General features: G+C 40.5%; 16 protein-coding genes and 5 pseudogenes. 9 read left to right on the top strand and 12 right to left on the bottom strand.

Translation table 11 applies throughout. The annotated features are described in order from the left end of the window. Positions 1–36: 36 nt before the first annotated feature. The 3 pseudogenes from ACGEDC_RS17675 to ACGEDC_RS17665 all read left to right on the top strand — a co-directional run bounded on the left by ACGEDC_RS17675 (position 37) and on the right by ACGEDC_RS17665 (position 3,928). Positions 37–665, top strand: a pseudogene (locus ACGEDC_RS17675) (paraquat-inducible protein A). Beyond that, positions 655–1,303: pseudogene (locus ACGEDC_RS17670) on the top strand (paraquat-inducible protein A). The pseudogenes ACGEDC_RS17675 and ACGEDC_RS17670 overlap by 11 nt, the downstream one beginning before the upstream one ends. Next, positions 1,290–3,928, top strand: a pseudogene (locus ACGEDC_RS17665) (MlaD family protein). Before ACGEDC_RS17670 ends, ACGEDC_RS17665 begins: the two co-directional pseudogenes overlap by 14 nt. Positions 3,929–4,124: 196 nt before the next feature. Here ACGEDC_RS17665 and ACGEDC_RS17660 read toward each other — a convergent pair. Further along, the gene (locus ACGEDC_RS17660; protein WP_394494765.1) at positions 4,125–5,351 is read right to left on the bottom strand and encodes a nucleoside recognition domain-containing protein; all 1,227 of its coding nucleotides are present in this window, start codon (positions 5,349–5,351) and stop codon (positions 4,125–4,127) included. Positions 5,352–5,449: 98 nt separating this feature from the next. On the opposite strand from ACGEDC_RS17660, the pseudogene rsmF reads away from it, so the two are divergent. Then, positions 5,450–6,890: pseudogene (gene rsmF, locus ACGEDC_RS17655) on the top strand (16S rRNA (cytosine(1407)-C(5))-methyltransferase RsmF). A gap of 314 nt (positions 6,891–7,204) precedes the next feature. Here rsmF and ACGEDC_RS17650 read toward each other — a convergent pair. From ACGEDC_RS17650 to apbC, 8 genes are all read right to left on the bottom strand, one after another. Beyond that, positions 7,205–7,993 (bottom strand): TatD family hydrolase, encoded by a 789-nt coding sequence (locus ACGEDC_RS17650; protein ID WP_394494763.1) that lies wholly within the window; start codon positions 7,991–7,993, stop codon positions 7,205–7,207. A gap of 44 nt (positions 7,994–8,037) precedes the next feature. Then, positions 8,038–8,364 carry a PilZ domain-containing protein gene (locus ACGEDC_RS17645; RefSeq protein WP_055024454.1) on the bottom strand — a complete coding sequence of 109 codons (327 nt, stop codon included), beginning with the start codon at positions 8,362–8,364 and terminating at the stop codon, positions 8,038–8,040. Between the two features lie 12 nt (positions 8,365–8,376). Continuing rightward, positions 8,377–9,336, bottom strand: coding sequence for a DNA polymerase III subunit delta' (gene holB / locus ACGEDC_RS17640; protein WP_394494760.1), 960 nt, complete (start codon positions 9,334–9,336; stop codon positions 8,377–8,379). Between the two features lie 34 nt (positions 9,337–9,370). Then, positions 9,371–10,000 carry a dTMP kinase gene (gene tmk / locus ACGEDC_RS17635; protein WP_394494758.1) on the bottom strand — a complete coding sequence of 210 codons (630 nt, stop codon included), beginning with the start codon at positions 9,998–10,000 and terminating at the stop codon, positions 9,371–9,373. Further along, positions 9,997–11,007 (bottom strand): endolytic transglycosylase MltG, encoded by a 1,011-nt coding sequence (mltG, locus tag ACGEDC_RS17630; protein ID WP_394494756.1) that lies wholly within the window; start codon positions 11,005–11,007, stop codon positions 9,997–9,999. The genes tmk and mltG overlap by 4 nt, the downstream gene beginning before the upstream one ends. Before the next feature lie 6 nt (positions 11,008–11,013). Beyond that, positions 11,014–11,859 (bottom strand): aminodeoxychorismate lyase, encoded by an 846-nt coding sequence (gene pabC / locus ACGEDC_RS17625; protein ID WP_394494754.1) that lies wholly within the window; start codon positions 11,857–11,859, stop codon positions 11,014–11,016. A 247-nt stretch (positions 11,860–12,106) separates the two neighbouring features. Continuing rightward, complete coding sequence (udk, locus tag ACGEDC_RS17620; protein ID WP_055024449.1) at positions 12,107–12,745, bottom strand: uridine kinase; 639 nt, start codon at positions 12,743–12,745, stop codon at positions 12,107–12,109. Between the two features lie 9 nt (positions 12,746–12,754). Continuing rightward, positions 12,755–13,870: an iron-sulfur cluster carrier protein ApbC gene (apbC, locus tag ACGEDC_RS17615; RefSeq protein ID WP_055024448.1), complete on the bottom strand. Its 1,116-nt coding sequence runs from the start codon at positions 13,868–13,870 to the stop codon at positions 12,755–12,757. 155 nt (positions 13,871–14,025) lie between these two features. Here apbC and metG point away from each other — a divergent pair, with 155 nt between their 5' ends. After that, positions 14,026–16,068 (top strand): methionine--tRNA ligase, encoded by a 2,043-nt coding sequence (gene metG, locus ACGEDC_RS17610; protein ID WP_065108260.1) that lies wholly within the window; start codon positions 14,026–14,028, stop codon positions 16,066–16,068. 83 nt (positions 16,069–16,151) lie between these two features. Here the strand turns inward: metG and ACGEDC_RS17605 are convergent, their stop codons facing one another. Together ACGEDC_RS17605 and ACGEDC_RS17600 are read right to left on the bottom strand one after the other, a co-directional pair. Continuing rightward, positions 16,152–18,089 (bottom strand): monovalent cation:proton antiporter-2 (CPA2) family protein, encoded by a 1,938-nt coding sequence (locus ACGEDC_RS17605; protein ID WP_394494750.1) that lies wholly within the window; start codon positions 18,087–18,089, stop codon positions 16,152–16,154. 27 nt (positions 18,090–18,116) lie between these two features. Further along, a pseudogene (locus ACGEDC_RS17600) lies at positions 18,117–18,883 on the bottom strand (Nif3-like dinuclear metal center hexameric protein). A gap of 198 nt (positions 18,884–19,081) precedes the next feature. Here ACGEDC_RS17600 and ACGEDC_RS17595 point away from each other — a divergent pair. Next, positions 19,082–19,444, top strand: a complete 363-nt coding sequence (locus ACGEDC_RS17595; RefSeq protein ID WP_055024445.1) for a hypothetical protein — start codon at positions 19,082–19,084, stop codon at positions 19,442–19,444. 105 nt (positions 19,445–19,549) lie between these two features. On the opposite strand, the gene ACGEDC_RS17590 is transcribed toward ACGEDC_RS17595, so the two are convergent. Continuing rightward, a complete protein-coding gene (locus ACGEDC_RS17590) occupies positions 19,550–20,014 on the bottom strand; it encodes a glycine zipper 2TM domain-containing protein (protein ID WP_394498394.1) in 465 nt (154 codons plus the stop codon). A gap of 80 nt (positions 20,015–20,094) precedes the next feature. Here ACGEDC_RS17590 and aat point away from each other — a divergent pair, with 80 nt between their 5' ends. The 3 genes from aat (at position 20,095) to infA (ending at position 21,808) form a co-directional block, all read left to right on the top strand. Beyond that, positions 20,095–20,802, top strand: coding sequence for a leucyl/phenylalanyl-tRNA--protein transferase (gene aat / locus ACGEDC_RS17585; protein WP_055024443.1), 708 nt, complete (start codon positions 20,095–20,097; stop codon positions 20,800–20,802). Continuing rightward, positions 20,792–21,505, top strand: a complete 714-nt coding sequence (locus ACGEDC_RS17580; protein WP_282166827.1) for an arginyltransferase — start codon at positions 20,792–20,794, stop codon at positions 21,503–21,505. The genes aat and ACGEDC_RS17580 overlap by 11 nt, the downstream gene beginning before the upstream one ends. Positions 21,506–21,589: 84 nt before the next feature. Then, positions 21,590–21,808 (top strand): translation initiation factor IF-1, encoded by a 219-nt coding sequence (gene infA / locus ACGEDC_RS17575; protein WP_011496276.1) that lies wholly within the window; start codon positions 21,590–21,592, stop codon positions 21,806–21,808. Positions 21,809–21,884: the final 76 nt, after the last annotated feature.

Here is a 21,884-nt window from a genome sequence, read left to right as displayed (position 1 = left end):
GCTCTTAATTATATAGATGGATGGTTTGCGCTTTATATGCCAAAAAATGTAAATCAAGAGAGCATCGTTTTATGTCGCTCTTGTGACTTAGCAGTTCAGCGCCGTGCGCTACCTTCGAATGTCAGAGCCCTATGTCCTCGCTGCCATACGGCACTCTATGATGTGCCATATTGCTCTATTAACGGCATGCTAGCTTTGTGTATTACTGCGCTACTTTTTTTATTCCAGCTAATTTTTTACCCGTTTTAGAAATCCATTTTTTGGGTAGCATCCGTGCAACGACTGTCTACGAGACAGCCATCGCAGTTTGGGCACAAGGTTATTGGATTGTCGCTGTTGCAGTTATTGCCTCAGCAGTGATTGCTCCTGGCTTATTGATACTGTCGATATTGCTACAAATCATTATCGTAAAAAGCAACTTACACAGCTATTTTTGGCAACGAACCTATCGGCGTTTGCTGAAAAACCAAGCCTTACTCACCCAATTATCAATGTTAGAAATTTATGTCATTTCTTTCTTGGTGGCCGCATTCAATTTATCTGACTTTGCGGATATCTATTTAGGCATGGGAACTTTTTGTTTCGGAATGTTATTTTTGGTTATTTTGTTTTTGCAACGTGAGTATAATCTGGAACATATGTGGAAGCTGACTCATGACGAATAAAATAGAACAAGCTAAAAGCAATGATTACCAGCAAGGTAAAGATATCGGTATGACCTTGTGTGGGGTATGTCGCAACATTAACCCTATTGAGCAAGGGTATTGCAGCCGTTGCGAATCAAAAATACAACCTCGTAATGAACAGAGCTTGCAACAAAGCTGGGCGTTATTAATTACTGCAGCGATTTTATTAATACCAGCCAATATTTATCCGATCACTATGCTCACAAACCAAGGCAAAGTGACTTACGATACTATTTTTACTGGGATAGTACATTTAGTGCATTCGGATATGATCCCTATTGCCATTATCGTATTCACCGCCAGTATTTTAGTACCATGGCTAAAAATTGCTGGACTAGCGATATATTTAACTGCGATTAGTTTTAACTTACCAGTTTCAAAAAGAAGCTCATGGTGGGGTTTCATATTATTGAATGGATTGGCCGTTGGTCTATGTTGGATTTATTCGTTATTGCACTGACAGTTGCGGTAGTCAATATGGGTCAACTTTTAGATGCTAAACCCGCTCCGGCAGCAACCGCATTTGCACTCGTTATCTTACTGACTCAATTGGCAGCTAAGGTGCTTGATACACGTTTACTTTGGGATCGCTTGGACAAAAAAATGACACGAATTGAATCACCAAAAGTCGTTAAAAAGAAACTTTTCTCTCCGATTTGGTTACTTCCTATTGTTGCCCTGGTATTAGGGGCTTGGCTAGGTGTTAAAAGTATCAAAGAGTCGGGAATTGAAGTTCAAGTGCACTTCCCTAGTGCTATCGGTATCGATATCGGTAAAACCCTAGTTAAATATCAGGGATTAACGGTCGGTAAAGTCACCGATATCAGCATTGATAAAGACCTTTCTGGCGTCAATGTTAAAATCATTATGGATTATCGCTCTGATCCATTTTTAAACAAAAATACCCAGTTTTGGCTTGTGACTCCAAAAGCAAGTATCACAGGGATAGAAGGATTAGATACCTTATTTTCAGGTAACTATATTGCCATTCAGCCAGGAGATGGCAGTTCTGCTTCAGAGTTTGTTGCTTTAACAGAAGCCCCTACGATGATCCCCAATGATGAAGAAGGCATAGTTGTGAACCTTACCACTTCAACACTAGGCTCCCTTGATGTCGGCTCAATGGTATTTTACCGCCAAGTGCCAGTCGGCAAGGTGGTTAACTACCGGTTAATCGATAGTGATACCATTACTATCAGTACCTTTATCGAGCAGCAATACGCACACTTGGTCAATCAAGAGTCACAATTTTGGAATGTCTCAGGGCTCAAAATCGATGCCTCTATGTCAGGAATTAAGGTGAATACCGAAAGTTTGGCATCATTACTCGCTGGCGGGATCAGTTTCAACTCAGATACAAAAGCGGACAAAGCAGTTAGTGGCGATACCTACGTACTTTACCCTGATGAAGAAAGTGCAGTTAAAGGGATTGAATTTGTACTTACCGCCGAAAATGCAGATGAGATAAACCAAGGTTCAGCGCTGGTTTATCGTGGCGTTGAGGTGGGTAAAGTTCATCAAACTCAATTGACTGAATCCGGCGTTAAATTTTTAGCCAAGTTTGATGTGCAATATCAGCACTTATTAAATGCCGATAGCCAATTCTGGATTGCTGGTGCCGACATTTCGCTTGAAGGTGTGAAACATGCAGCACGTTTATTAACTGGGAGTGTCGTCAATGTGCTCCCAGGCACCAGTGACCAAGCGTTACCAGAGCTATTTACTTTACAACCTGAAGCGCCAGATTTGCTTCAAGCGCAAAAGCTCACAATACAACTGACTTCTGATGAGCACAGTGGCTTAACTGCAGGCGCAGAAGTTAGATTTAAACAGATGCCTATTGGTACTATCACTGAAGTGACATTAACCGAAGACTTTACCGGTGTTCTTTACCAAGTCGAAATTTTACCTGAGTTCGCCTCACTATTAACAACTGATAGTTATTTTGTCACAGAGTCGGCGTTAAGTATTGACGCCTCTTTAGACGGCGTATCTGTAACAACTAGAGATTTAAACACTGTTATTGAAGGTGCGGTTTCCTTAGTTAAAGGAAAAAATAAAGCATTAGTTACCCCGCAGGCAAAATTTGCCTTGTATCGTTCTAATGATGATGCACTTATCGCCCTTAATAAAAATAACATCATCACATTAACACTCGACAGTATCGATGGCGCGGGGTTATCTGCAGGTTCACCTATTTATTACAAAAAAATGCAAATCGGTAGTGTTAAAGAGGTTTATTGGAACAGCAATACAGACCAATTCTCGATTCGTATCGCAATACAAAATAAGTTTAAACAGTTGATCAAAGACTCAAGTGTATTTTGGCGTAACGATGCAGCAAATATCAATGCAAGCTTGTCTGGTATCGAAGTTGATGTGGCACCTTTAGAAGGTGCACTCAAAGGCAGTATTAGCCTTGGTTTACTTGATAATGACCAACCAGGCAATGTATCTCGCTTGTATGACTCTAAAGCCTTAGCGCTTAAACAGGCTAAAGCCATTACCTTAATCTTGCCTGCTGAAGCAAAAGTTTCTGAAAAAGCAGCGATTCGCTATCAAGGCCATCAAATTGGTGTAGTGCAGCAGGTGAAGTTAAATCAAAACCTCGATACGTTAACAGCAAGTGCCTATTTATACGGTGAATATGCTGATCACTTTACTAAAGCAGACAGTGAATATTTTGTGGTTGATGCGCAAATATCTTTAACGGGTATAACAGCCCCAGAAACCCTAATCACCGGCCCTTACATCGGTGTTTTACCGGGCAATCAAACTGATATTAGCGATAACTTTACTGCACATTTGTCAGCCCGATATGATGCAAATATCGATGCTGATGCAGTCACGTTAGTCCTTGAAGATAGTCAACTGGGTTCTATCAAAGTGGGTACCCCTATTTTCTTCAGAGGTATTTCTATTGGCCAAGTTGATGGTTATTCATTATCAGAAAACGGCAACAAGGTATTGATGTACTCCCATATCGAAAAGCAATACACGCACTTAGTTAATCAAAGCAGCCGCTTCTGGGACGCATCCGGTATCAAACTTGAGGTTGGGATTTTCTCTGGTGCACAAATCGAAACCGGTTCACTAGAAACACTGCTGTCAGGGGAATTTCTGTTGTTACCGAAGACATCACTACCTCAGCAAATCAAATCGCTTCAGGTGCGAGATTTAACCTTTACAACAAGATGAAAGAAGAGTGGCGTAGATGGCAGCCAGAACAAGTGAAGCCGTAATCATTAAAATCACACTATGTAAACTGAACAGGGTTAGTTTTCTAGTTACATTAGATTAAGAGACGTTAGGTTAGCTTCAAGGAACGTTTAAAAAGTCGGCATTTGCCGACTTTTTTCTAATCAAACATCAATAAGCTCATAAAAACCTGAATTCACAGTAAACGCTTAAAAAAATTGGTAAACGTCTGACGAACACTTAACCATAAAACCAATAGCACACAGCAATAGCTGCAATTATTCCACCGACATCGGCAGCCAAACCACAGCCCAGTGCATGGCGGCTATTTCGGATCCCTACAGAACCAAAGTAAACAGCTAACACATAAAAAGTGGTTTCTGTGCTACCTTGGAAAATTGCCGATAATCGGCCAGCAAAAGAGTCGACACCATGATGCTCCATCGTTTCTAACATCATGGCCCGTGCGCCGGAACCACTAAAAGGCTTCATTAACGCAGTAGGCATGGCATCAACAAAACGATTATCAAACCCCATCATGGACACAAGGCCTGCAAGTCCCTGTAATGCATAATCTAGCGCACCGGATGCCCTTAACATTCCAATCGCTAACAGCATCGCTAATAAGTAAGGAATTAACGTTATAGCTTGAGAAAAACCTCCTTTTGCACCTTCTACAAACTCATCGTATATTGCGACTTTCCGGTAGCCTGCAATTAAGATAAAACTCAAAATTAATAATAATAAAATCCCGTTACCGAGCGCTGTAGAAATGGGGCCAATGGCTGATGCTGATAAGGTTAGCAGATAGAATACACTTGCGGTTAAACCACTAAATAGAACTGCGCCATACCCCAACACCACGGTATTTAGCAATGATAAACGCTGTACTATCGCCACCACAGTCAAGCCGACAACGGTTGATGCAACCGTTGCTAATAATATCGGTAAGAAAACGTCAGCCGGCGCTATCGCGCCCTGCTGCGCTCGATATAGAAAAACGGTTACAGGTACTAAAGTCACAGATGAAGTATTTAATACCAAGAAAAGAATTTGTGCATTGGTAGCGACAGCTTTATCCGGGTTCAAGCTTTGTAAGTCGTGCATGGCTTTTAAGCCAAGTGGAGTTGCTGCGTTATCTAGACCAAGCATATTAGCTGTCAGGTTCATCGTCATACTGCCATAAGCGGGATGACCTCGAGGTACCTCTGGCATTAATTTAGATAATAACGGTTCAAATAATTTGGCGAAAACACCAACTACACCAGCTTTCTCTCCTACTTGCATTAGCCCCATCCACAGAGCAAGCACACCGATTAAGCCAATTGATATCTCAGCGGCGAGTTTCGCACTACTAAATATGCCATTTACAGCATCACTCAATACTCCGACATGACCATTGAATAGTTGAATAACAATCGCAATAGCAGCCGTTACAAAAAAGAACAACCAAACTCGATTCAGCACTTAATACTCCATCATTATTGCCCAAGGAACTCACGGTGATAAATGCATGATATAATCTAATCCATAATTACACAGTTGTTTTATCGAATTTTTTTACTATGGCGCAAATTAACCCAAATTACCTCACTCACATTTCTTCAGAACTACCTGAACATCTTGATCTAGATGAGTTTATTGCAGCGTGTCAGCGCCCACTTAGAAAGTCCATTAGAGTCAACACTCTCAAAATTTCTGTGGCTGCTTTTATCGACATAATGAAGCAAAAAAATGGAGTTATGAACCTATCCCTTGGTGTAGTGAAGGTTTTTGGATTACTCATTCTGAAGATCAACAACCAGGTAACATGGTAGAACATATTCAAGGGCTATTTTATATTCAAGAAGCTAGCTCTATGTTGCCGCCCGTAGCACTATTTGATAGTACAGATAGCAAGATACTGGAAACGGTACTCGATGTTGCCTCTGCGCCCGGTTCTAAAACCACACAACTCGCTGCTCTAATGAATAATCATGGCTTACTTATAGCAAATGAATACTCATCAAGCCGAGTTAAAATATTACATGCAAATGTGCAGCGTATGGGAGTGAATCAATGTGCCCTTACCCATTTTGACGGTAAAGTGTTCGGTGAATACTTATATGAAAAGTTTGATGCTATTTTACTTGATGCACCGTGTGGCGGAGAAGGCACAGTACGTAAGGACCCAAACGCCCTAAAGCATTGGCAATTAGATGACGTCACTGACATAGCTGAAACACAGAAAGTCCTTATAGAATCAGCATTATTAGCGCTCAAGCCTGGTGGAACTTTAGTATATTCCACTTGTACACTCAGCCAAATCGAAAATCAGCAGATTTGTCACTATATTCAGCAACAGTATCCAGATGCGGTTGAGTTTATGCCACTTAATGGTTTATTTCCTGGTGCTGAAAAAGCATGTACCGAAGAAGGCTTTTTACATGTTTGGCCACAGATTTACGACAGTGAAGGTTTTTTTGTCGCTAAAATAAAAAAATAACCTCAGTACCAAGATTGAAAAAATGCCCCAAACCGCAACGCAACTTCCCGTTTATATCGGCTAATAGCAAACAAGTAGTGGCTATCAAAGCCTACTTCAGCCAACAATTCAATATCCAGCTTCCTGAAAATTATACTGTGATGCTGCGTGATGATGAGTACTGGCTATTCCCTACTAAGTTCAACGAGTTTATTGGTTTGATGCGCTTCCAACGTATCGGGTTTAAGCTCGCAGATGTGATGAAGAAAGGCTTTAAGGTTAAGCACGAAGCCATCATGGCGTTAAGTCATTATATCCAAAATACAGAGCGAGTCATTGAACTGAGCCGCGCTCAAGCCATTGAGTTTTTGATGGGCAGAGACATTTCAACTCAAGAGATTGATGGGATTGAACAGTCGGCAATGGGAGAAATGTTGGTTAGTTTTAATCAAACACCATTAGGTGTCGTCAAACATTTAGGCCATAGATTAAAGAACAATCTACCACGTGATTTGGTTAAAGATAAAATAGATAAAGTTTAATTAAATCAAAATAATAGAAACTATGCACGAAGTCACTTGTGGCTGTTTTTATACACTAGCGTCATCCCAAAGTAGGTTATTCGCATAATTATCGTTCAATAAATGTGCAATATGACAAATGATAACTATAATTTGTGAATCAAGTTGTGCTCGCGAAACATTCCTGAATGTAGACCACAATACAACTTAACTGAGTACGACTTAACTGATTTACTGAGAATAGCCTCTCAACAGTAGCGCAAGGCTCTTTTATGAAGAGCCATTCCCCTAGACCCAGAACAATTGGATAGTTTTGGGTCTTTTTTTGTCTGAAACTAGCGACCAATGAGTTTCGCTGCATCAGTGAAAAGGTTAAAGAAGTTCTCAGAGGTATAACGAGCTAACTCTTCATATTTCTCACCACGAAGTTCAGCGACAAATTCAGCGACATCACGCACATAAGCTGGTTGATTCTCCTGACCTCTGTGCGGTACGGGCGCTAAATACGGTGAGTCAGTTTCAACAAGTAATCTATCTTGCGGCACTTGACGGATAACACTGCGTAATTCACCAGCATTTTTAAACGTCACAATACCAGACACAGAAATATAAAAACCTAAGTCAATCGCCGCCTTCGCCATCTCCCAGTTTTCAGTAAAGCAATGTAATACACCACCAACTTTATCAGCGCCGCCTGCTTTTAACATTGAAATAGTGTCTTCACGGGCATCACGTGTATGGACAATCAGCGGTTTATTCACTTCAACAGCCAAGGCAATTTGCTGCTCGAAACATTGTTGTTGCAGCGTTTTCGTTTCTGGTGCGTAAAAATAATCTAAACCTGTTTCACCAATTGCAACCACCTTTTTATCAGTCGCAAATTGTTTGATTTCAGCTACATTTAGCCCTTCTTGAACATCTAATGGGTGCACACCAGAAGAAAGGAATACGTTATCAAATTGCGCCATTTTCTCACGCATTGATTCGAAACCTTGTTGGCGTACATTAACGCATAACAGGTAATCTACACCGCGAGATTTAGCAGCGTCGATGATAGCTTGTAAACTAGGTTGATCTGGCACCGCTTTTAAACGGTCCAAGTGGCAATGAGAGTCAATTAACATGGGTATTTTATCTAAAACGAAAATAAGCCAGCAAGAATACCTAGCTACATAGTGCAGGTCAAATCACTTGAAGAAAGTTCACTTGAAAGCAATTTTTCAATATGGTGTTTATGGCTTTCAGGATCGGTTTTAATTTTGACACCAATACCTGCTGGCCTGCCACCTGATGCGCCTAAAGGGTTAATCCAAACCACAACACCTTTAAAATCGGTCATTTGAGATGTACCAGGTAATTTATATGAAATAGACAACTCTTGCCCTAAAAAATGGCTTTCAGTCGTTGAAATAAATAAACCCGCAGGTTTAATAAAAGGCATATAAGCTCTGTACAATTGGTGCAGAGTATCAAAATTTACCACAAGATCGGTCATAGTCTCAGTCTATTATTTAAGATGAATAAGTTGTCTAAATTCGAGTATATAGTCTTGGCATAATGCTGGGGCATTAATACTCGCCATTGTCGTTAATCGCTGACACATTTGTGCCACTTTCGAAGACAAACCAATAATGTTACTTGTCGCTAATGGATCTATCTTTTTACTTTTTAACACATATTGTCGCAAGTACAAATATAAAACATTAAGTGCGTCAACAATTTGCTGTTCAGAAACCTTGATTAAACTGCCACTAAGATGACCTGACTGAATACTTTTAGCCCAATCTTGTCGGAAAGTTAATAGCTTATGATAATGCTCATTTTCTAAACTCTCAGCCAATTTTAACGGTCCACCCATCATACCTAAACACCAAGTGACATCATGTGTTTTTTGGCCTTCTTGTGCAGGAGGCAGTAGTTGGAATTGATTCAACCAATCAAGCACTTTTTGCTTGTTAGGTTTAAGGTAAGCCACCTGTTGGCAACGACTTTTAATTGTAGCAAGTAATCGAGACGGCACATCAGTTTGTAAAATAATTAAAATATTATTCCCAGGTTCTTCCAATGTTTTTAATAGTGCATTTGCTGAAGCAAGGTTGAATTGCTCACTATTTTGAATAATTGCAACCCGTTGACCACCTTGCTGCGCTGTCACCGTGAGTTTTTGGCACAAGTCGCGTATTTGATCCACTTTAATCTGTGTACCATCAGCTTTAATAACATGACAATCTGGGTGTGTTCCTGCTTTAAACAATAAACAACTTTTGCATTGCCCACATGCGCCAACAGGTGTTAGTTGAGTGCACATTGCAGCTTCAGCCATTTCCCTAGCAAGAATATGCCCGCCATACCCTTGTTCAATGCTTACCAGTTGCGCATGAGCACTATGACCACTAAGTCGCTCGTTAACAAAGCGCGTAAATGGCGCATCTAACCACGGAAGTTGGTTCAAATAAAATGCCTGCATTATTGGCTCACTGTTTGTCGTGAAGTGTTGCTGTTCAAGATAATCTTGCCGTTAATTCTGTCGTAATTTGTTGATGCACTTGTTCAAGGGTTTTACTGGCATCAATAACAATAATAGAGTCATCTTTTGCCGCAAAATCTAAAAATGTAGCTCGTGCGCGTTCAAAAAATTCGATTTTTTGAACTTCAATTCTATCCAGTGCACCACGATTTGCTGCTCGCTCAAGCCCAAGTTTTGGCTCAATATCCAAGTATAAGGTCAAATCCGGTTTAAACCCTTTTAAGGTAATATCACTGATTGATTTTACAAGCGGCATTAACCCTCTTCCACCACCTTGATAGGCTAAAGACGACAAGTTATGGCGATCGCCTAATACCCATGTATTGTCAGCAAGTGCTGGCTTAATTACATTGGCGATAAGCTGAGCCCTTGCAGCATAAAAAAGTAAGCATTCTGCTTCATCACATAATGGATCGGTTTCATCGGCAATTTTTACTAAATCGCGCATTTTCTCAGCTAATGGTGTTCCACCAGGCTCACGAGTACACACAGGCGCTTTTCCGGTATGGGAGGTAATGAGTGTTTTTACAAGTTCAATCGCACTTGATTTTCCTGCGCCTTCGAGGCCTTCAATTACGACAAACTTCGCTTTTTGTTCAATCATTTTCTGTTTCTCTGATACTCGTTAACGGCACGATTATGTTGTGCTAATGTCTCTGAAAATACATGACTACCGTCATTTCTTGATACAAAGTATAAATACTTCACGTCAGCTGGTTTCGCAGCGGCAAAAATAGCAGCCTTACTTGGGGCAGCGATTGGTGTAGGCGGTAGCCCATTTATTCGATAGGTATTAAATGCTGTTTTCTCGCGTAAATCAGCGCGCGTGATATTTCCGTTATAGCGTTCACCCATGCCATAAATCACTGTTGGATCGGTTTGCAAGCGCATCCCAAGTTTCAATCTGTTATTAAACACTGCGGCAACCCAATCACGCTCTGATGGCTTACCTGTTTCTTTCTCAATAATAGATGCAATTGTTAGTAATTCATAAGGCGTCTTGAGTTTAAGTTCCTTATCTCGCTCTTCCCAAGCTTGCTCTAAGGTCTTTTGCATCATCTGATAGCTGCGATTTAAAATTGACTCAAGTGATTCGTTGGCTTGATATTGATAAGTTTCGGGAAAAAACTTTCCTTCAGGTAATCCTGAATCATCACCATTTTTTAGCAGCACTCGATTAAATACGTCCTCATCAAACGTTAAATGCGGCAAATCAGTTAATGCTTCATGCCATTCTTTAATAGTTTTACCTTCAATTAAGGTCAACGAAAAAGTCATTTCGTCGCCTCGGTTTAGTTTTGTTAATAATGTCTCGATATTGTCTCCAGGATTAATTTGATATAACCCTGTTCTTATATGCGCATATTCAGGCTTAATTTTTAATAAATATTTAAATTTCCAACTATCAGAAAGCGTTCCGTTTGTTTCAAGTTCTTTTCCTAGCTTAGTAATATTCATACCTTGGGCAATCACTAACTCGGTCGGCTCTTCAAGCTTGAGTACTTGTTTGGGGTAGGCCAAAATCTGTTGGTAGGCCCAAAACCCTACCACACACGCAACCGTAGTCAGTGTCATCAAAGATGTAATAAGTATCGTGAGTGTTTTTTTCATATTATTTTATAGTGACAATGTTAGCTGGGTTAATAATGGTGTGGTGTACTGCCAAGGTTTATAGTGAGTGGTCGAGCTTAAGCTGGCATTAACTTGGCGATCAATAATTGAATTAATATTTACCATACCCAATAAACTATTGGTGATAAAGACATGGTCAGCGTTTTTAATATCATCCATTGTCACCTTTGTCGCCATTACAGCAAAATGATTATCTAGCAATGTGTTGATGACTTGCTCTCGCATTACGCCCGCCACACCGCTATCAGAAAGTTTTGGGGTAATCACTTGGTTACCTTTGACCAAAAATATATTAGCCATTGAAGTTTCAACAACATGATTATCAGTATCCAGAATAAGCCAATCATCTGCTTTAGCTGTTAATTCATACTGTTTAATCAACACTTGTTCAAGGCGATTTAAATGCTTCATTCCCGCTAATAATGGCTGTTTAGCCAACTGTACCAATGAAACTGACAAACTAATGCCTTGCTGCTGCCAACCTTGGTAATGCTTTGGTATCTCATGCAGAGATATCACTTCAGTTATGGTCGGATTCGATGGGGCGGTATAACCGCGTCCACCAACACCACGACTAATTAAGAGCTTTATACATCCCTCACCGAGTGATTGTGCATGCTTTTGCAAACGGGACTGTAAATCAGATAATACTGGAGGTTGGAAACCTAATCTAAGGCAAGCTTGGTTTAACCGAGACAGGTGTGCTTCAATAAACATCACCTGACTATTGGAAACTCGCATAGTTGCAAATACGCCATCGCCATATGCAAGCCCTCTGTCAAGCGCTTGTATAGTATTCTCAGATTGTCCGTTCACAAATACTAAAGCCATGTTTTATCCTGAATCTATCCCTGGGGGTGAAAACTACTTTTTTACTTAATCTGTTATCAATTTACATCAATGAGTTATTGCAAGCCATTTGTAACACCCCGCCGCAACGCCCTATTTACTTATCTTGTAGGTGATAGTTAAAATAACAAGCGGTGTAATACTATTTAAAAGCGTCATTAAAAAATAGGCTCTGAATTAGAGCCTATAATTTATCACTTAAACAAGCATCTGTATAAAAGCGAAGATATTATCTTGCTAATAGATGCTGAATACGAGCTTTTAAAATATCCGTCGCAATTCTGTTTTTACCACCGCGAGGGACAATAATATCAGCGTGCTGCTTTGACGGTTCAATGAACTGTAAGAACATTGGACGAACAGTAGCTTTATACTGAGCAATCACTGATTCCATAGTACGCCCGCGCTCAGCTACATCACGAGTCAAACGACGTAAGAAGCAAATATCCAGCGGTGTATCCATGAATACACTCGCATCCATAAGTTCACGTAATTTAGGATCAGTTAACAGTAAAATACCTTCTAAGATAATGACCTTTTTAGGCTGCATATCCAGAGTTTTACTCATGCGAGTATGCTCTTTGTAGCTATAACAAGGAATATTTACCTGCTCACCCTTCTTTAATTGCTTAAGGTGTTCAGCTAATAGTTGATGATCCAGTGCTTTAGGATGATCATAATTCGTTTTAACACGGTCTTCCATTGTCATATGACTTTGGTCACGGTAATAAGCGTCTTCATTAATCACACCGATTTGATCGGTGCCCAGGTCGCGCTTTAGTTCTTCAAAAATCGTTTGGGCAATTAAACTTTTGCCTGATGCTGAAGCACCTGCGATACCAATAATGACACATTGCTGAGAATTCATTACTTAACCTTACTCGTCGTCTGAAATACTGATTGAAACTGTGTTTTTGTTTTGCTGCTTGGCAAGTTGTGCACCCACTTTACGGGCAATTTCACGATAAATAGCAGCAACTTCTGAATCTGGCTTACTGGCAACCGCAGGGTTACCTTCATCCATTGACTCACGAATATTAATATTAAGCGGCAAAGCGCCCAATAATGGCACTTCATAACGTTCAGCAATCTTGCTGCCGCCATGGGTACCAAAAGGATGTTCTTTATGACCACATTCAGGACATAAATGAAAACTCATGTTTTCGATGATACCTAAAACTGGAATATCAACTTTTTGGAACATGGTGATGCCTTTTTTAGCATCTTCAAGTGCGATATCTTGTGGTGTTGTAACAACAACCGTGCCACTCACTGGAAACTTTTGTGACAGTGTTAATTGTATGTCACCAGTTCCTGGTGGCAAATCAATCACTAAATAATCTAATTCTGGCCACTGAGTTTCAGTTAATAACTGGTTCAATGCACCTGCTGCCATTGGACCGCGCCAAACAGCGGCTTCACCATCACCTAGCATAAAGCCAATTGATTGAGCTGAAATGCCATGTGCAGAAGCTGCAGTCATCATTTTGCCATCTGGTGATGTAGGTTTAAAACCTTGAAGCCCCAACATCATTGGGATTGATGGTCCATAAATATCAGCATCTAAAATACCGACTTCAGCGCCTTCTGCTTTTAATGCCAACGCAAGGTTGACAGCGGTTGTAGATTTACCGACACCACCTTTACCAGAAGCCACTGCAATCACTTGCTTGATATTTGGAATAGGCTCTACTGAAGCAATGGCTGAAAATACGCGAGGCTGGAAATCAATTTCGCATTCGACTTCGTCGATGGCGTCTAACACGGCGAGCTTTTTTGTCACATCCATAACCGTATCGCGATATTGCGTCATACAAGGGTAAGGATATACCAAGCCAAGAAGCAGTCGTTTGCCTTCTATCGCAAGCTTATTAACACAACCTGCAGACACTAACCCTTCGGCTAAATATGGATCTTGATATGCATCTAAAATACTCAATACTGGACCAAGAAGGTCATCACTTAATTGATAATCTGTATGCGAAGTAGACAAAAGCAGAACTCCCAGCGAAAAATTTGCCCAAGTGTACCAGAATTAGAGAAAAATGAGCGCTAATTTAGCCGTTTTTGTTGTTGTTTGATGAAATAATCACTTTGATCGGTTAGTATCTTGACCATATATTTAGTGTAATCGATTGTTGAGACAAAATGACAAATTCACAACGTAAAATCCTGGTGACAAGTGCCCTCCCATATGCCAATGGTCCTATCCATTTAGGTCATATGCTTGAGTATATTCAAACTGATATTTGGTCTCGTTACCAAAAGCTTCGTGGACATGAATGTCACTATATTTGTGCTGATGATGCCCATGGCACACCAATCATGCTCAAAGCTCAACAAATGGGTATAACCCCAGAAGAAATGATTGCTCAAGTACAAAAAGAACATGAACAAGATTTCGCGGATTTTAATATTCAATTTGATAACTTTCATAGTACTCACAGTGATGAAAACCGTGAACTAGCCAGTGATATCTATTTAAAATTACGCGATGGCGGTTACATCAAAACCAAAACTATCTCGCAATTATATGATCCTGAAAAAGAAATGTTTTTACCGGATCGTTTCGTTAAAGGCACCTGCCCTAAATGTAAAAGTGAAGATCAATACGGTGATAACTGTGACAACTGCGGTGCAACTTACAGCACAACAGATTTAATCAATCCTTACTCTGTTGTATCAGGTGCAACTCCAGTCATGAAAGACAGTGAACACTTCTTTTTTGACTTGCCTGCATTTGAAACCATGCTAGGCGAATGGCTTTCATCAGGTTCTTTACAACCTGAAATTGCTAACAAGTTAAGAGAATGGTTCGACCAAGGATTACAACAGTGGGATATCTCACGTGATGCGCCATATTTTGGGTTCGAAATTCCAGAGCAACCAGGCAAGTTTTTCTATGTGTGGCTAGATGCCCCAATTGGTTACATGGGTTCATTCAAAAATTTATGTGATAAACGTGATGATCTGAACTTTGACGAATACTGGAATAAAGATTCAAGCACCGAGCTTTATCACTTTATCGGTAAAGATATCGTAAACTTCCACGGTTTATTCTGGCCTGCAATGCTTGATGGCGCAGGTGTGCGTAAACCTACGAGTGTTTTTGCTCATGGTTACGTCACAGTGAACGGCGCAAAGATGTCTAAATCAAAGGGCACCTTCATCAAAGCCCGTACCTACTTAGATAACTTAAACCCTGAGTACCTTCGTTATTACTATGCCGCTAAATTAAATAGCCGTGTTGATGACTTAGATTTAAACCTTGAAGACTTCGCTCAACGCGTAAACTCAGATCTAGTCGGTAAATTGGTAAACTTAGCATCTCGCACGGCTGGTTTTATCAGTAAACGATTTGAAGGTAAGTTAGCTAAAATTAACGATATGTCGTTAACAGAGGCTTTCTTAGCTAAACAAGATCTTATTGCTGATTTGTATGAAACCCGTGAATTCGGTAAAGCGATGCGTGAAATCATGGCACTTGCCGATATGGCGAACGCTTATGTTGCCGATGCTGCACCTTGGCAGTTAATCAAAGACGAAGCAAAACAAGAAGAAGCGCATCAAGTTTGTAGTAATGCACTTAACTTGTTCCGTATTTTGGTGACTTACCTAAAACCAGTGTTGCCTCAGTTAGCTGAAAAAGTTGAAAGCTTCCTACAGTTAACCTTAACTTGGGACAATTTAAACCAAGATTTAGCAGGCCACGAAATTGCTAAGTTTAAAGCGTTAATGCAACGTATTGAAATGAAGAGTATTGAGGCGATTATTGAAGCGTCAACTGAAAATCTTCAAGTTGCTGAAACCAAAGCCCCTAAAGCTGAGCAAGTGCAAACAGAACTTGAAAAAGAGCCGTTAGCACCTGAAATCACTTTTGATGATTTTGCTAAGGTCGATTTACGTATTGCACTCATTGCTAAAGCTGAGCACATTGAAAAAGCGAATAAACTCCTTCGTTTAGAGCTTGATTTAGGCGGTGAAACTAAACAAGTATTTGCTGGCATTAAATCGGCTTATGCGCCAGAAGATTTAATTGGTAAACACACTGTCATGGTCGCTAACCTTGCGCCGCGTAAGATGAAGTTTGGCGAATCTGAAGGCATGGTGTTAGCAGCAGGCCCTGGTGGAAAAGATATCTGGATTTTAGAACCACACGCTGGCGCTAAACCAGGCATGCGAGTGATGTAGTCTCTGGTGAGTTAATACAAAAAAGGCCGTCAATTGACGGCCTTTTTATTTATCAGTCAGCTTCTAGCTACCCAGAAAACATATTATGACATCACCTTTGGATTAGCATCTTCGCAAGCGTTCGCATTTTCAGGATCGCATGGCGCTTCTTGAGCAAAACGCTGACTTTTATAAGCCTCTGTGTCCGCTTCAATCGCTTCCTTCAAACGCTCTTCATATTCAATGAATAGATTAATAAAGTCACCGCCAAATTTCTCACCATCAGAACGACCAGCCCATTCGTTATACAGTACTTCAGAAGCTTCTTTTTCCACTCTCATATACGTTTGTTTTTGTCGCTCAACCAACTCTGAAGAGAACCCCATTGCTTTCATTGATTCAGCGCCTACTTTCAATGCCGACCTGAATGTTTCAGATTCAACATAATCGGCTCCAGCTTGACGTAACAAATGACCATGTCCCCGATCAAATGCACGGCTGATCACTTTTAAATGAGGATACTTGTGCTTAAGGTGCTTGACGAGCTCAACGCTACTTTGTGGGTTATCAATCGCTACAACAAATGCTGACGCTGTGGCAACGCCAGCCGTCTCAAGTAAATCAGGACGAGTTGCATCACCATAGTAAGCTTTCGTATTGATTTTACGTAAGTTGTCTACTTGGGTCGCTTGGTGATCCAGCACGACGGTTTTAACGCCATTAGACAGCAGTAAACGATTCACAATCTGTCCGAAACGACCAATACCTGCAATGATGACTGCTCCCTGCTCATCGACTTCATCTTGCTCTCGATCATTCGAGGTTTTCTCGTATTTAGGCAAGATGACTTTTTCGTAAAAAATGAATAACCCAGGAGTAAGGAACATAGATAACGCAACGACTATTGATAACGGCTGCGCAATTTCTTGCGAAATTACATGGTTTTGCTGACTAAAACTTAACAATACAAAACCAAACTCACCTGCTTGCGCCAAGCTCAGAGTATATAACCATCTATCACTTCCTTTGATGCGAAATATAATGCTCAGCACTAATAATACCAGCGCTTTCAATAGCATCACAGCAGCTGTGACGCCTAATATCACTCCGAGATAATTCCAAAGGATTTCAAAGTCGATACCTGCGCCGACCGTTATGAAAAACAAGCCTAGCAATAACCCTTTAAATGGACCAATATGTGTTTCAAGCTCATGTTTAAATTCACTGTTTGCAAGTACGACACCCGCTAAGAATGTACCAAGTGCAGGTGATACCCCCACTAAGCTCATTAGCGTTGCAATCCCAATCACCAAAAGTAAAGCCGCCGCAGTTGAGATCTCACGCACCCCTGAATCTGCGATAAACCTGAATACAGGCCGACTCAAGTAATGTCCCCCAAATACAACCAAGCCGATTGAAAGCACTAATACCAGCGCATATAAACCACCATGTAAGTCTGCAACTAAAGAAAGTTCTTCGTGGTGCTCAGCAGCAGCTGTCACTGAGGACTGCGCAGCTTCAACTAATTCAGGAAGCGCTAGGAGCGGAATAAGCGCAAGCATAGGGATTACCGCGATGTCTTGAAATAACAACACGCCAAATGCATTCTTACCAGCCGTTGTTTTGGTTAAGCCTTTTTCATCTAATGTTTGTAAAACAATCGCTGTGGAAGATAAGGAGAAAATTAAGCCAATAGTTAACGCGACCGTCCATGACATTTCAAACATCATAGCAATAGCCATCACAATACCTGCCGATAAGCCGACTTGCAGCCCACCCATGCCCACTAATCGATGTCTCATCGACCAGAGCATTTTAGGTTCAAGCTCCAGACCGACTAAAAATAGCATCATGACGACGCCAAATTCTGCAAAATGCTGAATGGTGTTGGTTTCACTTCCGACTAACCCAACAATCGGTCCAATGACAACCCCTGCGATCAAATAGCCAAGTACGGAACCTAAGCCCATGCGTTGAGCAATAGGCACTGCGATAACCGCTGCTGATAAATAAATAAATGCTTGAATAAAATATTCAGTCATGGCGTTAACCTTTGGTTTTTCTATTGATTAAACAGGATTAACAATATCTATAAACTGATGTGTCAAACCAAACTTTTCAGCTAAATGTTCACCTAATGCTTGAATACCAAATTGCTCAGTTGCATGGTGGCCAGCAGCAAAATAATGGATTCCCAGCTCCATTGCACAGTGATACGTGCGCTCAGAAACTTCACCACTAATAAATGCATCAACTCCCAAAGCCGCAGCATGATCAATATAATCTTGCGCTCCACCTGTACACCATGCCAACGATGAAATTATTTGCTCATCATCGCCAATATGAAGTGGTTGGCGATATAATTTTTGATTCAATAACTCACTTAATTGTAGAGGCGAAAGTGGCGTTGCAAGTTTTCCTTTCCAGAGTAAATTTTGTGGAATATCTGCACACACTTCAACATCGACTAATCCTAACTTTTTAGCAAGTTCTGCATTATTCCCAATAGTTTCATGGGCATCTAGTGGTAAATGATAGCCGAATAAATTCATATCGTGACTCATAAGCGTTTTAATTCGCTTATATTTCATCCCTGTAAGCACTTCTGGTTCATTTTTCCAAAAAATCCATGATGAACCAATATGGCATCGGCATTCACTGCAGCCGCTTGGTCAATGAGCGCTTGGCAGGCTGTTACCCCAGTGACTATGGAACTAATCGAATCTGTGCCCTGAACCTGCAGTCCATTAGGTGCATAATCTTTAAATTGGCTAACGCTAAGGAAATCATTTAGATAGTTGGATAATTGCTCGCGAGATACAGACGTTAATGACATAAAACTAACCCTAAAATTTTTGATATTAATAGTGTAACGCAGACCAATACTTATTGAAAAACCCTTGTTAACATTGCTTATTTGCTAAGCGATTTTGGCTTAAATTGGACTTTTGGGTACTTTAAACACTAAAATTAGCGCTAAGGGATGTTGAAAACATTAAATAAAACTATTCATTACAGAAAAATAGGTCTCAATATGTCAAACTTGACTAAAGAAGCGCTTATCGCCGAACTTAAAGCTGCTCTTGAAAAACAAACTTCAAAAACTGTTGAAATCGAGCAGAAAGGCAGCTGGTATAAAATTGATGGCGGCAAGTCTTTACGCTTTAGCGATCTTGAGAAAATGCACCTTGAAGTGACTCAAGGTCAAACAGAAGCACCTGTTGCAGAAAAAGTTGTCGCTAAAAAGCCTGCAGCTAAAAAAGCTGTTGCAGCCAAAACTGAAGCGAAAAAGCCTACTGCTAAAAAAGCCAACACTTCAGGCGGTAAAACACCTAAAGAGCTATGGCGTGAAAAATTAGCAAATGCAGGTAAAAATACCTTACCTCGCGGTTTCTAACACAAGCTTACTGTTACTGATTTAGCGACCAATCACAAAAGGAGCCACTGAGGCTCCTTTTTATTGCTCGAATCACACAAAAAATGTGATTTTACTACCCGCTCATTACATGGCTAAATCAACACGAACATAACCGGTTAAATACACAACACGCACTTCGTCACCTGCAACAAATGACATTCCAGGATCTAAGTCTTGTATCACCATGACTTGTGTTCCATCGTCTAAATTAATCATCATTTCAATTAGTTTATATTCAAGTGTACGAGTTGAATTGCCGTATTGGTTGGCCGCAGCACCACCAAGTAATGCGCCTAATACGGTTGCGACATCCTGTCCTGAGCCACCACCAAACTGATGCCCAATAACGCCACCTATTAATGCACCGCCAAAGGTTTTCCAGCCAAGGTTATGATCTTCGACTAATTGCGTTTGAGTAACGTGTTTAATTGATTCGACCTGGCCATAGATTACCTTTTCAACTGGCACTGCCTGATTACGCTCATATGCCGCTAGTGCTCTGCTACTCATTACCCCTGATAATATGACCAAAAGTGCACTAAAAATCATCACTGAGCTGTTTGTGAGTTTCAACATAAGCAAAATTCCGCTAACGTATAGATAAGACCTATTTAATAATATACTTAATTGTGAACTCACTGTCTTATTTAAATCACCTTCCCCAATTTCCTGATCCCATGCAAGCACTTGACGAACCAAATGGCTTACTGGCGGTTGGCGGTGATTTATCACCAACTCGATTAGTCGAAGCCTATTATCAAGGCATTTTTCCCTGGTTTAACGATGATGATCCCATCCTATGGTGGTCACCTCACCCAAGAGCGGTATTTACTCCACAAACTCAGCCGCTAAACAAAACAATGCGAAAATGCCTGAAAAAATCAACGTGGCGATTTACCATTAATCATGCCTTTGCAGAGGTAATCAAAGCATGTTCAGAACCAAGAGCTAGTGAGCAAGGCACTTGGATTTCATCCGATATTCAAAATGCCTATATTAAATTGCACTCTTTGGGTAAAGCTCACTCTATTGAAGTGTGGGATGATAAAACACTTGTTGGCGGTTTATATGGAATAGCGGTAGGCAGTGTATTTTGTGGAGAATCAATGTTTCATCGCCAAACCAATGCATCAAAAGCTGCATTTGCAATGCTTAATCAGCATATTGCCAAACATGGTTTTAAGCTGATTGATGCACAAATTATGAACCCACATTTAGAAAACTTAGGTGCGAAACCTGTACCTAGAAATGAGTTTTTACAAACCTTAAAACAATTACGTAATCAAGTTATTGATAATCAAGCTTGGGTTACTCAAGAGGTATATTTTGACATCTAGAAGCATCAGTGTCGGCATTAGTCACCCTTTTGATTGTAGCTATATTGATGGGCTTCAAGAGCAGCTATTAATTATTCAAGAGCCACAGTTGGACGGCGCGCTATTTGAACAACTACTTGGCATGGGCTTTAGGCGAAATGGCAACTCTATTTATAAACCACGCTGTCCGAGTTGCTCAGCATGTCAATCTATTCGCGTTGTGGTGCCTGAATTTAAACTTTCTAAACGACAAAAACGCACCATCAAAAACAATCAGGACTTAACATGGCAAGTCACAGATGAGTGTTCAGCTGAACACTACGCATTATACGAACGTTATATCAGTGGCCGCCATTCTGATGGGCCAATGTATCCTCCGAGTGAAGATCAATATAATGACTTCCTGCTGTGCAGCTGGCTTAAACCCACTTACATTGAAGTTTTTGACCAAGATAAACTCATTGGAGTAGCAGTAACGGATCAACTCAATAATAGTTTGTCAGCCATTTATAGTTATTTTGATCCTGACTATGCTAAACGCTCACTCGGCAGCTTCATGATCTTGTTGCAGTGTGATTTAGCCCTGCAACTAGGTAAGCAATTTGTATATCTGGGCTATCAAATTGATGAAAATAGAAAAATGAATTACAAACGTTTATATCGTCCATATCAAATATTAACAGCGAATGGATGGCAACATATTGAAAAAGAACCCACGCTTTAGTGTTTCAATCCTTTACAGCAAGCGCTTTTTGGGGCATGATACTGCGAATTTTTTTATATTTGAAGGCATAAAGGTAACCAATTAATGGCGAAAGAAGACAACATTGAAATGCAGGGCACAATCCTTGAGACCTTGCCAAATACAATGTTCCGCGTAGAACTTGAAAATGGTCATGTCGTGATTGCACACATTTCTGGCAAGATGCGCAAAAACTACATCCGTATTTTAACGGGTGATAAAGTCACGGTTCAATTGACTCCTTACGATTTAAGTAAAGGTCGTATCGTCTTCCGCGCACGTTAATTCTGCCTCATCTATTTAAAAACCCGGCTTGATTGTCGGGTTTTTTGTTGGCTAATGATTAACGTTGATGCAAACA

It is taken from the genome of Shewanella sp. ENK2 (assembly GCF_043568515.1).
GTDB lineage: Bacteria > Pseudomonadota > Gammaproteobacteria > Enterobacterales > Shewanellaceae > Shewanella > Shewanella japonica.
This window is presented reverse-complemented; position numbering and strand designations above follow the sequence as displayed.